The organism is Enterobacter sp. MGH85, from assembly GCF_001037655.1.
In the GTDB taxonomy this organism is placed as follows: domain Bacteria; phylum Pseudomonadota; class Gammaproteobacteria; order Enterobacterales; family Enterobacteriaceae; genus Enterobacter; species Enterobacter intestinihominis.
Genome location: NZ_KQ089925.1, coordinates 541521 through 556889, shown reverse-complemented (window position 1 = coordinate 556889; position 15369 = coordinate 541521). Strand labels below are relative to the sequence as shown.

Below are 15369 nucleotides of genomic sequence, written 5' to 3'. Positions count from 1 at the left end.
TTGGGTGATAACAGACAGGGTTAACTAATAACAAACTATTTACGAGCACACTGTGAAAAAACATTTTAAATTTTCGATGGTTAGCATTGCTGTCTCCTTTTTTATGGCAAATCAGGCGGGAGCAGCCAATACCTGGACGGAAGCGCGTAGCGACGCAATGGGCGGAACGGGTGTCGCGGCAGGGAGCTATGGCAGCGGGGCGTTAATCAACCCCGCGTTACTGGCAAAATCTAAGCCCGAGGATGATGTGACGGTCATTTTGCCGTCCGTTGGCGTGCAGGTGACCGATGAAGACAATCTTCAGGACGAGATTGATACCATTAACGATAAAATCAATCATTACAAGGACGTGGTTGATAGTCTGACCCCCATTGATATCATCACGGATCCATTAGGTTCGATCAATCAGTTCCAGGGCGCAGCGAAAGATCTCGCTGATGAGCTGGACTACCTGAAAGGCAAAACCGCACACGCCACCGCAGGGGCGGGGATTGCCGTCAGTATCCCTAACGATGTCCTTTCCGTGGCCTTTATGGCCAAAGGCTATGCACATGGCCGCGTCAGCTCTTCAATCGATCAGCAGGACATTGATTATCTGCGCGGCATACAACGAAGCGATGCGGTGGCTGCCGGTGTGGCGCTGGATGCCGCGCTAAACGGTTCCGATCAGATCACCAAAAACCTTAACTCTACGGCGTCTGGCCGGGCGGCGATTGTGTCCGACTACGGTATTGCGGTAGCCCGTCAGTTCGATCTTGGCGGCGTTCCGGTTTCCGTTGGCGTCACGCCGAAGCTGCAAAAAACCTGGCTCTATAACTACACTACCTCAATCTACGATTACGACAGTAATAAGTGGAACGACAGCCGCTACCGTACCGACGACACTGGCTTCAACGTCGATGCCGGTATTGCTGCTGATTTCGGTGAAAACTGGACGGTCGGCGTGAGCGGGCAAAACCTGATGTCGCGCGATATCGATACCAAAGATATCCGCATTCGCAACGGGCGCACAGGAGAGGTGGTGAGTTATAAAGACACCTATCAGATCCGTCCGCTGGTCACTGCCGGGGCCGCCTGGCACAACGATCTGGTCACGCTGACCGCAGATGGCGATCTGACCGAAACCAAGGGCTTTAAAAGCGAAGACACCTCCCAGTACGTTGGCGTCGGTGCCGAAGTCACGCCGCTGAGCTGGCTGGCAGTACGCGCCGGTTATCGTGCGGATATGAAAGGGAACGACAGCAACGTCTTTACCGGCGGTGTCGGTTTTGCGCCGTTCAACTCCGTCCATGTTGACCTGATGGGGCTTTATGGCGAAGACGAGACCTGGGGCGCAGGGGCACAGTTGAGCATGACGTTCTAAAGTACACCGGAGGCGCTGCGCCTCCGGCTTTTCTTTGTGCTATAGTAGCGCCCCTTTTCCACCAGATGCTTAAAAGTTCGCCATGTCGTCAGAATTTCAGACCGCTTTCCCTGCACATCGTTTTTCCATTGCGCCAATGCTCGACTGGACGGACAGACATTGCCGCTATTTCCTGCGTCAGCTCTCCCGCCATACGCTGCTATACACCGAAATGGTCACTACCGGCGCAATTATTCACGGCAAAGGCGACTATCTGGCGTACAGCGAAGAGGAGCATCCGGTTGCGCTGCAACTCGGTGGCAGCGATCCGGCTGCGCTGGCGCAGTGCGCGAAGCTGGCCGAAGAACGCGGCTATGACGAGATTAACCTCAACGTCGGTTGTCCGTCCGACCGTGTGCAAAACGGCATGTTCGGCGCGTGTCTGATGGGAAATGCGCACCTGGTGGCGGACTGCATCAAAGCGATGCGCGACGTCGTCTCTATCCCGGTCACGGTCAAAACCCGTATCGGCATAGACGACCAGGACAGCTATGAGTTTCTGTGTGATTTCATCAACACGGTATCAGGGAAGGGTGAATGCGAGATGTTTATCATCCACGCCCGTAAAGCCTGGCTCTCAGGCCTCAGCCCGAAAGAAAACCGCGAGATCCCGCCGCTGGACTACCCGCGCGTGTACCAGCTGAAACGCGACTTCCCACACCTGACCATGTCGATCAATGGCGGTATTAAGTCGCTGGACGAGGCCAAAGCGCACCTCGAACATATGGATGGCGTGATGGTCGGACGCGAGGCGTATCAGAATCCGGGCATTCTGGCGACGGTTGACCGGGAAATCTTTGGCGTTGAGGGTGCTGACACCGATCCCGTGGCCGTAGTGCGCGCCATGTATCCGTACATTGAGCGCGAGCTGATTCATGGTACGTATCTGGGCCACATTACCCGCCATATGCTTGGCCTGTTCCAGGGCATTCCTGGTGCGCGCCAGTGGCGTCGTTATCTCAGCGAGAACGCGCATAAAGCCGGTGCGGATATTGAGGTACTGGAACACGCGCTGCGTCTGGTTGCGGATAAACGTTAAATTTCGCTAAAAGATGGTCAAATACGCCACGCCCTGCAACACATTGCGGGGCGTTTTGCTTTCAGAACAACAACTTATTTTTGGCATGATTCTTGTAATGATCGCAGCATCATTCGGGAACTCGTGGGAGAGCACCATGCTGGAACTACTTTTTGTGATTGGCTTCTTTATCATGCTGATGGTCACGGGCGTGTCGCTGCTCGGTATTCTGGCCGCGCTCGTTGTGGCCACGGTGGTGATGTTTGTCGGCGGATTATTTGCCCTGACGATTAAACTCTTGCCGTGGTTACTTCTGGCGATTGCGGTGGTATGGGCCATACGGGCGATTAAATCACCAAAACTGCCGACTTATCAGCGTAATAACCGCTTCCGTTACTAAGGTATTGAGGGGTACGTCACATACCTGCAACTTTTCCGGCAGCAATCTTTAGAACAGAATAGGATTTACTTATCGAATCTGTCACTATGGCTGCCGCTAAAGAATTCATCGAGCTGTACCCTACATACAGCCGAACTAAAAAAAAGAAAGGGCTTCCCATGGGAAGCCCAATTTCTTTTTATGGCTCAGGGAATTAACAGACTTGAGCCCTGGGTTGCCCGGCTCTCCAGCACCTCATGCGCACGTTGCGCATCGGTCAGCGGATATTTCTGCGCTTCTGCCACATCCACTTTGATCACCCCGCTGGCGATCAGCGAGAACAGCTCGTTGCTGGCTTCCTCAAGTTCTTCCCGGTTGGTGATGTAACCTTGCAGGGAAGGGCGGGTGACATACAGCGACCCTTTCTGATTCAGAATGCCCAGGTTCACGCCGGTGACAGCCCCGGAGGCGTTACCGAAGCTCACCATCAGCCCGCGACGTTGCAGGCAGTCCAGCGAAGATTCCCAGGTGTCTTTCCCCACCGAGTCATACACCACGCGTACCTTTTTGCCGCCAGTGATCTCTTTCAGCCGCTCAACGATGCTCTCTTCCCGGTAGTTGATCACCTGCCATGCGCCCGCGTCCAGCGCGCGCTGCGCTTTTTGCGCGCTGCCTGTGGTGCCGATCAGCTTCGCCCCCAGGGCTTTCGCCCACTGGCAGGCAATCAGCCCTACGCCACCTGCGGCTGCGTGAAACAGGAATTGCTCGTCAGGCTTAATTTCGTAGGTTTTGCGCAGCAGATAATAGACCGTCAGCCCTTTCAGGAATGAGGCGGCAGCCTGCTCGAAGCCGATCGCATTTGGCAGAAGCGCCGCTTTCTCGGCCGGAACGTTATGGATGGAGCTGTAAGCGCCCAGCGCCGACTGCGCGTACACCACGCGATCGCCTTCCTTAATGTGCTTAACCGCGCTGCCCACTTTGCTGACGATACCGGCCGCCTCGGTGCCCAGTCCGCTCGGCATCGACGGAGGCGGATAGAGACCGCCGCGAATATAGGTATCGATGTAGTTAATGCCGATCGCTTTGTTTTCAACCTGGATTTCGTTCTCGCCAGGTGCCGTGGGGGTAAACTCCACGGCTTGCAGTACGTCTGGCCCGCCATGTTTCTGGAACTCAATGCGTGTTGCCATGCTCCCTCCGTTAGAAAATTATGGTAATCTTTCGACCCACTCTTTATCTCGGTAACTCCATTCACTATGGCAGGAAACAAACCCTTCAACAAACAGACTGAACCCCGTGAACGTGATTATCAGGTCGCCGGGTTAAAAGTCCCGCCGCACTCGATTGAAGCGGAACAGTCGGTGTTGGGCGGTTTAATGCTGGATAACGAACGTTGGGACGACGTCGCCGAGCGCGTTGTTGCGGAAGACTTCTATACCCGCCCGCACCGCCACATCTTTACTGAAATGGCGCGTTTGCAGGAGTCGGGCAGCCCAATCGACCTGATTACGCTCGCAGAATCGCTGGAGCGTCTGGGACAGCTCGACAGCGTCGGCGGATTTGCCTATCTGGCAGAACTGTCAAAAAACACGCCAAGTGCCGCGAACATCAGCGCTTACGCTGATATCGTCCGTGAACGTGCCGTTGTCCGCGAGATGATCTCGGTGGCGAATGAGATCGCCGAGGCCGGTTTCGATCCCCAGGGGCGCACCAGCGAAGATCTACTTGATCTTGCCGAGTCCCGGGTCTTTAAAATCGCCGAAAGCCGTGCGAACAAAGACGAAGGCCCGAAAAACATCGCCGATGTGCTCGACGCCACCGTTGCGCGTATTGAGCAGCTTTTCCAGCAGCCGCACGATGGCGTGACGGGGGTGAACACCGGTTATGACGATCTCAACAAGAAAACGGCAGGTCTTCAGCCATCGGATTTGATTATCGTCGCGGCGCGTCCGTCGATGGGTAAAACGACATTTGCGATGAACCTCGTCGAAAACGCAGCGATGTTGCAGGATAAACCGGTTCTTATCTTCAGTCTTGAGATGCCCTCAGAACAGATCATGATGCGTTCTCTGGCATCCCTGTCGCGCGTGGATCAGACCCGCATCCGTACCGGTCAGCTCGACGATGAGGACTGGGCGCGGATCTCCGGCACCATGGGGATTTTGCTGGAAAAACGGAACATCTATATTGATGACTCCTCCGGCCTGACGCCGACGGAAGTGCGCTCCCGCGCGCGCCGTATCGCCCGTGAACACGGTGGCATCGGCCTTATCATGATTGACTACCTCCAGCTGATGCGTGTTCCGTCGCTTTCCGACAACCGTACGCTGGAGATTGCCGAAATTTCCCGCTCACTCAAAGCGTTAGCCAAAGAGCTGCACGTGCCGGTGGTGGCGCTGTCGCAGCTAAACCGTTCTCTGGAACAACGTGCAGACAAGCGCCCGGTCAACTCCGACCTGCGTGAATCCGGCTCCATCGAGCAGGATGCCGACTTAATCATGTTCATCTACCGTGATGAGGTTTATCACGAGAACAGCGATCTGAAAGGGATCGCCGAAATTATTATTGGTAAGCAACGTAACGGCCCCATCGGTACGGTACGTCTGACCTTTAACGGCCAGTGGTCGCGTTTCGACAACTATGCCGGTCCTCAATATGATGATGAGTAATTTCTAAGGAATTCAAATGCAAGCGGCAACTGTTGTGATTAACCGCCGCGCTCTGCGACACAACCTGCAACGTCTGCGAGAACTGGCGCCCGCCAGTAAGCTCGTTGCAGTCGTGAAAGCGAACGCTTACGGACACGGTCTTCTTGAGACCGCGCGAACGCTCCCCGATGCCGACGCTTTTGGCGTCGCCCGTCTCGAAGAAGCTCTCCGCCTGCGCGCAGGTGGAATTACGCAACCGATTCTGCTCCTCGAAGGCTTTTTTGAAGCCTCGGACCTGCCGACCATTGCCGATCAGCACCTGCACACGGCGGTGCATAACGAAGAACAGCTGGCCGCGCTGGAAACGGCCGAACTGAGCGAGCCGGTCACCGTGTGGATGAAGCTCGACACGGGCATGCACCGCCTGGGCGTGCGCCCGGAGAATGCCGAAGCGTTTTATCAACGGCTGTGCCAGTGCCAGAACGTGCGTCAACCGGTGAATATCGTCAGCCACTTTGCCCGCGCCGATGAGCCTGAATGCGGCGCAACGGAACAGCAGCTTGATATCTTCACCACCTTCTGCGAAGGCAAACCGGGGATGCGCTCCATTGCGGCGTCCGGCGGCCTTCTGCTGTGGCCGCAGTCGCACTTCGACTGGGCGCGTCCGGGGATTATCCTGTATGGCGTTTCCCCGCTTGAGAACAAACCCTGGGGACCGGACTTCGGCTTTAAGCCGGTGATGTCGCTGGTTTCAAAGCTGATTGCCGTGCGTGAGCACAAAGCAGGCGAGCCGGTAGGTTACGGCGGCACCTGGACGAGTGAGCGCGACACGCGGCTTGGCGTGGTAGCGATGGGCTACGGCGACGGCTATCCACGCGCCGCGCCAACGGGCACGCCGGTGCTGGTCAATGGTCGCGAAGTAAAGATTGTCGGCCGTGTGGCGATGGACATGATTTGTGTCGATCTGGGACCCGACGCGCAGGATAAAGCGGGGGACGATGCGGTGATGTGGGGCGAAGGCCTGCCGGTAGAGCGTATTGCTGAAATAACAAAAGTGAGTGCTTACGAACTTATCACGCGCCTTACCTCAAGGGTCGCGATGAAATACGTCGACTAAACATGAGCGGGATGCGGTGCATCCCGCTTCTGTTAACATCCCCTCGATCTTCTCCTGCTTCCGGTTTATTGTTGAAAATCCTGCCTCATAACAATCCGGAGAACATCGCGTGTTTCAGAAAGTAGACGCCTACGCCGGCGACCCTATCCTCTCCTTGATGGAGCGTTTCAAAGAAGATCCTCGCAGCGACAAAGTGAACCTCAGCATCGGTCTTTATTACAACGAGGACGGCATCATTCCTCAACTGAAAGCCGTTGCCGAAGCCGAAGCGCGTCTTAACGCAACCCCGCACGGGGCTTCGCTTTATCTGCCGATGGAAGGGTTAAATACCTACCGTAATACCATTGCGCCGCTGCTGTTTGGTGCGGATCACGCGGTGCTCGCGCAAAAGCGCGTGGCGACTATCCAGACGCTGGGTGGCTCGGGTGCGCTGAAGGTAGGCGCAGATTTCCTGAAAAAGTACTTCCCGGATTCCGGCGTGTGGGTCAGCGACCCGACGTGGGAAAACCACGTGGCCATCTTTGAAGGCGCGGGCTTTAAGGTTGCGACCTATCCATGGTTCGACAGCGAAACCAACGGCGTACGCGTTGATGCGCTGCTGGAAAAACTGAACACCCTGCCGGAGCGCAGTATCGTATTGCTGCATCCGTGCTGCCACAACCCGACCGGTGCGGACCTCACCAATGCCCAGTGGGATGCGGTGATCGAGGTACTGAAGGCGCGTAACCTGATCCCGTTCCTCGACATCGCCTATCAGGGCTTTGGGGCGGGCATGGAGGAGGACGCCTACGCCATTCGTGCGATTGCCAGCGCGGGTCTGCCTGCGCTGGTCAGCAACTCTTTCTCAAAAATCTTCTCCCTCTACGGCGAGCGCGTCGGCGGTCTGTCCGTGGTGTGTGAAGACGCCGAAGCCGCGGGACGCGTACTCGGTCAGCTGAAAGCGACGGTCCGCCGTATTTACTCCAGCCCGCCGAATTTTGGTGCGCAGGTGGTCGCGACCGTACTGGGCGATGATCAGCTGAAAGCCACCTGGCTTGCGGAAGTGGAAGGCATGCGTAAGCGCATCCTGTCGATGCGTCAGGAGCTGGTTAACGTTCTGAAAGAGGCCGTGCCTGGACATAACTTTGATTATCTTCTCAAGCAGCGCGGGATGTTCAGCTATACCGGACTGAGCGCGGCGCAGGTCGATCGCCTGCGGGAAGAGTTCGGCGTCTACCTGATCGCCAGCGGCCGTATGTGCGTGGCGGGGCTGAATGCTGGCAACGTCCAGCGCGTGGCGCAGGCGTTTGCATCCGTAATGTAAGTATTCACTTACTTGCATGCTATATGTAGGCCGGGTAAGGCGCAGCCGCCACCCGGCTTTTTTGTTCGCGCCGGTGCCAGTCATTGTCCGGCGGCGCTTCGCTTACCGGGTCTACATGTTTCTTCTGCGCTTTGTGATCGTCTTCTTTTTATTCAGCTTCATAAGCAAAAACTCCTTTTCTTCCCCTCCCGCTGGGGTTATGGTCGGATAGTTTTTGACCATTCGCTCAAAATAAAAAGATAACAAACTGAATATTCAGGGGAAAACATGCGCAAGATCACACTGGCGCTCAGCGCCGCCTGCTTATTGTTCTCGCTTAATAGTACCGTTGTTGCGCGGGCTTCTGCACCCACGCCGCTTTACACCGGCACCACCGCCGCCATTCTTGCCGAACAGGCCCCCATTCACTGGGTTTCAGTGGCACAAATCGAAAACAGCCTGACGGGTCGCCCGCCGATGGCCGTGGGCTTCGATATTGACGATACCGTTCTCTTCTCCAGCCCCGGTTTCTGGCGCGGCAAAAAAACGTACTCCCCGGACAGCGAAGCCTATCTGAAAAACCCGGAATTCTGGGAAAAGATGAACAACGGCTGGGATGAGTTCAGTATCCCGAAAGAGGTTGCCCGCGCGCTGATCGCCATGCACGTAAAGCGCGGCGACAGCATTTACTTCGTGACCTGACGTAGCCAGACCAAAACCGAAACCGTCTCGAAAACGCTACAGGATGATTTTCTGATCCCGGCTGCCAGCATGAATCCGGTCATTTTTGCCGGGGACCAGGAAGGGCAAAACACCAAAACCCAGTGGCTGGAAAAGAAAAATATCAAGGTGTTCTACGGTGATTCAGATAACGACATCACCGCGGCGCACGATGTGGGAGCCAGAGGCATCCGGGTGTTACGCGCCTCGAACTCCACCTACCGGCCGCTGCCAATGGCCGGTAAATTTGGTGAAGAGGTGATCGTTAACTCCGAATACTGATGCATTAACGGCGGGGTGAATGCTTTTTTAAGCAAATCTCTCCGCGCGGGTTTTACCTTTCGCTTTCTTGCTGCACACTTAGAAAGATTCATCTTTCAACACGGAGCAGCACATGTGGTATCAACAGACCCTGACCTTAAGCGCAAAACCACGCGGATTTCACCTGGTGACGGACGAAGTCATCGGGCAAATCCGCGACCTGTCGCGCGTCAAAACGGGTTTGCTGCATCTGCTGCTTCAGCACACGTCTGCTTCTCTCACGCTCAATGAAAATTGCGATCCCACCGTCCGGTCTGACATGGAGCGGCATTTTCTGAAAACCGTCCCGGATAACGCCCCGTATGACCATGATTACGAGGGGGCGGATGATATGCCTTCGCACATCAAATCCTCTTTGCTGGGGGTCTCGTTGATGCTGCCGGTCCACAACGGACGGCTACTGCTGGGAACGTGGCAGGGGATCTGGCTGGGAGAACATCGCATTCACGGTGGTTCGCGTAAAATTATCGCAACGCTACAAGGGGAATAAAGATGACAATTTCGGAGATACTTCAGTACTGCATGAGCAAGCCGGGCGCAGAACAGAGCGTTCACAGCGACTGGAAAGCCACGCAGATCAAAGTGGGTGATGTGTTGTTCGCGATGGTAAAAGAGGTTGAGGGACGTCCTGCGGCATCGCTGAAAACCAGTCCTGAACTGGCCGACTTACTGCGCCAGCAGCACGATGATGTCAGGCCAAGCAAGCATCTGAATAAAGCACACTGGAGTACGGTGTTTCTCGACGGCTCGCTGCCAGATTCGCAAATTTACTACCTGGTAGATGCGTCGTATCAACAGGCGGTAGAACTGCTGCCGGAAACGATCCGACAGCAGCTCTCCGTGTAACGATTACAGCAACGGTTTAAGGAAGCGCGCGGTGTGCGAGGCTTCGCACTCTGCAACGGTCTCTGGCGTACCGGAGACGAGGATTTCACCGCCGCCGCTGCCGCCTTCCGGGCCGAGATCGACAATCCAGTCCGCGGTTTTAATCACGTCCAGGTTGTGCTCAATCACCACGATGGTGTTGCCCTGATCGCGCAGCTGGTGCAGCACGTCCAGCAGCTGCTGGATATCCGCAAAATGCAGGCCGGTGGTCGGCTCGTCCAGAATGTACAGCGTCTGACCGGTACCGCGTTTGGACAGCTCACGCGCCAGCTTCACGCGCTGCGCTTCACCGCCGGACAGCGTTGTCGCTGACTGCCCCAGACGAATATAGGTCAGACCCACATCCATCAGGGTTTGCAGCTTACGCGCCAGCGCAGGGACGGCGTCAAAGAACTCGCGCGCCTCTTCGATGGTCATATCCAGCACTTCGTGGATGGTCTTGCCTTTGTACTTAATCTCCAGCGTTTCGCGGTTATAGCGCTTGCCTTTGCACTGGTCGCACGGCACGTAGATATCCGGCAGGAAGTGCATCTCAACCTTGATTACGCCGTCGCCCTGGCACGCTTCACAGCGGCCGCCGCGCACGTTAAAGCTGAAACGTCCTGGTGTATACCCACGCGAACGCGCTTCCGGTACACCCGCGAAGAGTTCACGGACGGGCGTAAAGACGCCAGTATAGGTCGCCGGGTTGGAACGTGGGGTGCGGCCAATCGGGCTCTGATCGATATCGATAACCTTGTCGAAATGCTCCAGCCCCTGAATGTCGCGGTACGGTGCAGGCTCGGCCAGCGTCGCGCCGTTCAGCGCCGTCTGTGCAATCGGGAACAGCGTATCGTTGATCAGCGTCGATTTACCGGAACCGGACACGCCGGTGATGCAGGTAAACAGCCCGACAGGCAGCGTCAGGGTCACGTCTTTCAGGTTGTTGCCGCGCGCCCCGGTTAGCTTCAGCACTTTTTCCGGGTTCGCCGCCACGCGCTGTTTTGGCACTTCAATTTTGCGCTTGCCGCTCATGTACTGGCCGGTCAGCGACTCGGGCACCGCCATAATGTCTTTCAGCGTCCCTTCTGCCACCACCTGTCCGCCGTGCACGCCAGCGCCCGGGCCGATGTCGATCACGTGGTCTGCGGCGCGAATGGCGTCTTCGTCGTGCTCAACCACAATCACCGTGTTGCCAAGGTTACGCAGGTGAACCAGCGTGCCGAGCAGGCGTTCGTTGTCGCGCTGGTGCAGGCCGATAGACGGCTCATCCAGCACGTACATCACGCCGACTAAGCCCGCGCCAATCTGGCTCGCCAGGCGGATACGCTGGGCTTCACCGCCGGAGAGCGTTTCAGCCGATCGGGAAAGCGTCAGGTAGTTCAGGCCGACGTTCACGAGGAACTTGAGGCGATCGCCGATCTCTTTCAGCACTTTTTCGGCGATTTTCGCGCGCTGGCCGGAGAGCTTCAGGTTGTTGAAGAAGTCCATCGCGTGGCCGATGCTCATGTCTGAGATGGTCGGCAGCGCCGTGTTTTCAACAAACACGTGACGCGCTTCGCGACGCAGACGTGTACCCTCGCAGGTGGCGCAGGAGCGGTTGCTGATGAACTTCGCCAGCTCCTCACGCACCGCGCTGGATTCGGTCTCTTTGTAGCGGCGCTCCATGTTGTGCAGCACCCCTTCGAACGGGTGGCGACGCACGGAAGTGTCACCGCGATCGTTCATGTACTTGAACTCGATGTTCTCTTTGCCGGAACCGAACAGGATCACTTTATGTACGTTCGCGCTCAGGCTGGCCCACGGGGCTTCAACGTCGAACTTATAGTGCTCTGCCAGCGATTTCAGCATCTGGAAGTAGTAAAAATTACGCTTATCCCAGCCGCGAATGGCGCCACCCGCCAGCGACAGCTCCGGGTTCTGGATCACGCGGTCCGGGTCGAAATATTGCTGAACGCCGAGGCCGTCACAGGTCGGGCACGCGCCCGCTGGGTTGTTAAACGAGAACAGGCGCGGTTCCAGCTCGCGCATGCTGTAGCCGCAAATCGGGCAGGCGAAGTTGGCGGAGAAGAGCAGCTCTTCCGCTTTCGCATCGTCCATGTCTGACACCACCGCCGTGCCGCCCGACAGTTCCAGCGCCGTTTCAAAGGATTCCGCCAGACGCGTCGCCAGATCTTCACGTACCTTAAAGCGGTCAATCACCACTTCGATGGTGTGTTTCTTTTGCAGCTCCAGCTTTGGTGGATCTGACAAGTCACACACTTCGCCATCGATACGGGCGCGGATATAGCCCTGGCTTGCCAGGTTTTCCAGCGTTTTGGTGTGTTCACCCTTACGCTCTTTAATGATTGGCGCCAGCAGCATCAGGCGTTTGCCTTCCGGCTGAGACAGCACGTTATCCACCATCTGGCTGACGGTCTGGGCCGCCAGCGGAACGTCATGATCCGGACAACGCGGCTCGCCCACGCGCGCATACAGCAGACGCAGGTAGTCATGGATTTCGGTAATGGTACCGACCGTAGAACGCGGGTTATGCGATGTGGATTTCTGCTCAATGGAGATAGCAGGAGACAACCCTTCAATGTGGTCGACATCCGGTTTTTCCATCAGCGACAGGAACTGACGCGCGTACGCCGAGAGCGATTCAACGTAACGACGCTGTCCTTCGGCATACAAAGTGTCGAAAGCCAGTGAGGATTTGCCAGACCCCGAAAGCCCGGTCACGACGATGAGTTTGTCGCGAGGGATTATGAGGTTGATATTCTTGAGATTGTGGGTGCGGGCGCCCCGAACTTCGATCTTATCCATTCACCTTTCCCGGTTGGAACACGGATTGCCTGATTTGTTTGAAGGACAAACGGCTGTCAGAAACGGCTAATTATGACACAAAATGACCTGTTTGAATATACAGTATTGGAATGCATTTTCTGATTCACTGTGTAACAATGTCGAGTCCGCGAGAGAACTCTGGAACATGCTACGCAACTATCAAAGTGTCGCATGGAAATGGTACACTCGCGCGTTTACACTATTAAGAAACGTATTCAGGAGACACGAACATGGCCAGCAGAGGCGTAAACAAGGTGATTCTCGTCGGTAATCTGGGCCAGGACCCGGAAGTACGCTACATGCCGAGTGGTGGCGCAGTTGCCAACATTACGCTGGCTACTTCCGAATCCTGGCGTGATAAAGCGACCGGTGAAATGAAAGAGCAGACCGAATGGCACCGCGTTGTGCTGTTTGGCAAACTGGCTGAAGTGGCCGGTGAGTATCTGCGTAAGGGTTCTCAGGTCTATATCGAAGGCCAGCTGCGTACCCGCAAATGGACCGATCAATCCGGTCAGGAAAAATACACCACGGAAGTGGTGGTCAACGTAGGCGGCACCATGCAGATGCTGGGTGGTCGTCAGGGCGGTGGCGCACCGGCAGGTGGCGGCCAGCAGCAGGGCGGTTGGGGTCAGCCTCAACAGCCTCAGGGCGGCAATCAGTTCAGCGGCGGCGCGCAGTCTCGTCCTCAGCAGCAGTCTGCTCCGGCACCGTCTAACGAACCGCCAATGGACTTCGACGACGATATCCCGTTCTGATATCCAGACGCGTGAAACACAAAAAACCCAGACAATGTCTGGGTTTTTTATAACAGGCTATCAGGTAATCACCATCGGCCAGTCTGGCGGAGTGTGGCTCATGGCTTCAACCATCACCACTTTAATGTTTTCCCAGACGGCGGCCATATCCACCAGCGTAATGCCGAGTAAACCTGTCGCGAACCAGCATGCGGCACCCAACCCTAACAGGGTGCTAATCACAGCAAGACCTGCGTAGTCGGACTTTCGGAACTGAATGTTTAACGTGCTGGCCAGGAACATCAAAACCGCGCTCAACAACGGCCAGCGCAGGAGCACCATGCTGGTGGTAATGGTTGCCATAAAACCCATCCTCGACAAAACAGACGAACTGGAATGAAACAATGTTTCTCGTTACATAAGATGTGTGAACTATATCACATTTGCTGCTTTATTCGCCAGTATCGTATGAGGTAAAAGTGGGTTTATAACCGGGGAAAATATATCGTACTCGCTCAGATCGGCGCTTAGCCGGAATTTTTATTTTTAATTCATTCAGATAGCAAAACCTTTGCAAAACACCCTCGGCTGTATAGCGTTTACAGCAGTATGTCTATGGATTATGCTTGTGTGGAACAATAAATGTACCCGCAAAAATAATTCATCACATTGAATTATTTGGATTTTTATTCTTTTTTAACACTCAGCACTGATGAATCCCCTAATGATTTTGGTAAAAATCATTAAGTTAAGGTGGATACACATCTTGTCATATGATCAAATGGTTTCGCGAAAAATCAATAATCAGACAACAAGATGTGCGAACTCGATATTTTACACGACTCTCTTTACCAATTCTGCCCCGAATTACACTTAAAACGACTCAACAGCTTAACGTTGGCTTGCCACGCATTACTTGACTGTAAAACTCTCACTCTTACCGAACTTGGCCGTAACCTGCCAACCAAAGCGAGAACAAAACATAACATCAAACGAATCGACCGATTGTTAGGTAATCGTCACCTCCACAAAGAGCGACTCGCTGTATACCGTTGGCATGCTAGCTTTATCTGTTCGGGCAATACGATGCCCATTGTACTTGTTGACTGGTCTGATATTCGTGAGCAAAAACGACTTATGGTATTGCGAGCTTCAGTCGCACTACACGGTCGTTCTGTTACTCTTTATGAGAAAGCGTTCCCGCTTTCAGAGCAATGTTCAAAGAAAGCTCATGACCAATTTCTAGCCGACCTTGCGAGCATTCTACCGAGTAACACCACACCGCTCATTGTCAGTGATGCTGGCTTTAAAGTGCCATGGTATAAATCCGTTGAGAAGCTGGGTTGGTACTGGTTAAGTCGAGTAAGAGGAAAAGTACAATATGCAGACCTAGGAGCGGAAAACTGGAAACCTATCAGCAACTTACATGATATGTCATCTAGTCACTCAAAGACTTTAGGCTATAAGAGGCTGACTAAAAGCAATCCAATCTCATGCCAAATTCTATTGTATAAATCTCGCTCTAAAGGCCGAAAAAATCAGCGCTCGACACGGACTCATTGTCACCACCCGTCACCTAAAATCTACTCAGCGTCGGCAAAGGAGCCATGGGTTCTAGCAACTAACTTACCTGTTGAAATTCGAACACCCAAACAACTTGTTAATATCTATTCGAAGCGAATGCAGATTGAAGAAACCTTCCGAGACTTGAAAAGTCCTGCCTACGGACTAGGCCTACGCCATAGCCGAACGAGCAGCTCAGAGCGTTTTGATATCATGCTGCTAATCGCCCTGATGCTTCAACTAACATGTTGGCTTGCGGGCGTTCATGCTCAGAAACAAGGTTGGGACAAGCACTTCCAGGCTAACACAGTCAGAAATCGAAACGTACTCTCAACAGTTCGCTTAGGCATGGAAGTTTTGCGGCATTCTGGCTACACAATAACAAGGGAAGACTTACTCGTGGCTGCAACCCTACTAGCTCAAAATTTATTCACACATGGTTACGCTTTGGGGAAATTATGAGGGGATCTCTCAGCACTCAGCATACTCTTT

13 protein-coding genes and 1 pseudogene are annotated in these 15369 nt (G+C 54.7%); 11 read left to right on the top strand and 3 right to left on the bottom strand.

Annotated features, from left to right (window positions below):
- Positions 1-76 precede the first annotated feature (76 nt).
- The 3 genes from traF to pspG all read left to right on the top strand — a co-directional run bounded on the left by traF (position 77) and on the right by pspG (position 2820).
- A complete protein-coding gene (gene traF / locus SK51_RS02570; protein WP_152811457.1) occupies positions 77-1363 on the top strand; it encodes a conjugal transfer protein TraF in 1287 nt (428 codons plus the stop codon).
- 82 nt (positions 1364-1445) lie between these two features.
- The gene (gene dusA, locus SK51_RS02565) at positions 1446-2441 is read left to right on the top strand and encodes a tRNA dihydrouridine(20/20a) synthase DusA (protein ID WP_032670901.1); all 996 of its coding nucleotides are present in this window, start codon (positions 1446-1448) and stop codon (positions 2439-2441) included.
- Between the two features lie 136 nt (positions 2442-2577).
- The gene (gene pspG, locus SK51_RS02560) at positions 2578-2820 is read left to right on the top strand and encodes an envelope stress response protein PspG (protein ID WP_017382623.1); all 243 of its coding nucleotides are present in this window, start codon (positions 2578-2580) and stop codon (positions 2818-2820) included.
- A gap of 185 nt (positions 2821-3005) precedes the next feature.
- On the opposite strand, the gene SK51_RS02555 is transcribed toward pspG, so the two are convergent.
- Entirely contained in the window at positions 3006-3989 is a 984-nt protein-coding gene (locus SK51_RS02555) for a quinone oxidoreductase (protein ID WP_022646744.1), read from the bottom strand.
- Between the two features lie 66 nt (positions 3990-4055).
- On the opposite strand from SK51_RS02555, the gene dnaB reads away from it, so the two are divergent.
- The 6 genes and pseudogenes from dnaB to SK51_RS02525 all read left to right on the top strand — a co-directional run bounded on the left by dnaB (position 4056) and on the right by SK51_RS02525 (position 9733).
- On the top strand, positions 4056-5468 hold the full coding sequence (gene dnaB / locus SK51_RS02550) for a replicative DNA helicase (RefSeq protein WP_003860298.1): 1413 nt from the start codon (positions 4056-4058) through the stop codon (positions 5466-5468).
- A gap of 16 nt (positions 5469-5484) precedes the next feature.
- Positions 5485-6564 carry an alanine racemase gene (alr, locus tag SK51_RS02545; RefSeq protein WP_023305261.1) on the top strand — a complete coding sequence of 360 codons (1080 nt, stop codon included), beginning with the start codon at positions 5485-5487 and terminating at the stop codon, positions 6562-6564.
- A 109-nt stretch (positions 6565-6673) separates the two neighbouring features.
- Positions 6674-7867: an aromatic amino acid transaminase gene (gene tyrB, locus SK51_RS02540; RefSeq protein ID WP_023305262.1), complete on the top strand. Its 1194-nt coding sequence runs from the start codon at positions 6674-6676 to the stop codon at positions 7865-7867.
- Between the two features lie 267 nt (positions 7868-8134).
- A pseudogene (gene aphA, locus SK51_RS02535) lies at positions 8135-8848 on the top strand (acid phosphatase AphA).
- Between the two features lie 112 nt (positions 8849-8960).
- Entirely contained in the window at positions 8961-9377 is a 417-nt protein-coding gene (locus SK51_RS02530) for a secondary thiamine-phosphate synthase enzyme YjbQ (protein WP_023305263.1), read from the top strand.
- A 2-nt stretch (positions 9378-9379) separates the two neighbouring features.
- A complete protein-coding gene (locus SK51_RS02525; RefSeq protein WP_006810472.1) occupies positions 9380-9733 on the top strand; it encodes an MmcQ/YjbR family DNA-binding protein in 354 nt (117 codons plus the stop codon).
- A gap of 3 nt (positions 9734-9736) precedes the next feature.
- Here SK51_RS02525 and uvrA read toward each other — a convergent pair whose 3' ends face one another.
- Positions 9737-12559 (bottom strand): excinuclease ABC subunit UvrA, encoded by a 2823-nt coding sequence (uvrA, locus tag SK51_RS02520; protein WP_003860287.1) that lies wholly within the window; start codon positions 12557-12559, stop codon positions 9737-9739.
- A gap of 251 nt (positions 12560-12810) precedes the next feature.
- On the opposite strand from uvrA, the gene ssb1 reads away from it, so the two are divergent.
- The gene (gene ssb1, locus SK51_RS02515; protein WP_003860284.1) at positions 12811-13335 is read left to right on the top strand and encodes a single-stranded DNA-binding protein SSB1; all 525 of its coding nucleotides are present in this window, start codon (positions 12811-12813) and stop codon (positions 13333-13335) included.
- Between the two features lie 60 nt (positions 13336-13395).
- On the opposite strand, the gene SK51_RS02510 is transcribed toward ssb1, so the two are convergent.
- Entirely contained in the window at positions 13396-13677 is a 282-nt protein-coding gene (locus SK51_RS02510) for a YjcB family protein (protein WP_022646751.1), read from the bottom strand.
- A 453-nt stretch (positions 13678-14130) separates the two neighbouring features.
- Here SK51_RS02510 and SK51_RS23785 point away from each other — a divergent pair, with 453 nt between their 5' ends.
- Positions 14131-15339 (top strand): IS4-like element ISVsa5 family transposase, encoded by a 1209-nt coding sequence (locus SK51_RS23785; RefSeq protein WP_001339197.1) that lies wholly within the window; start codon positions 14131-14133, stop codon positions 15337-15339.
- Positions 15340-15369 lie beyond the last annotated feature (30 nt).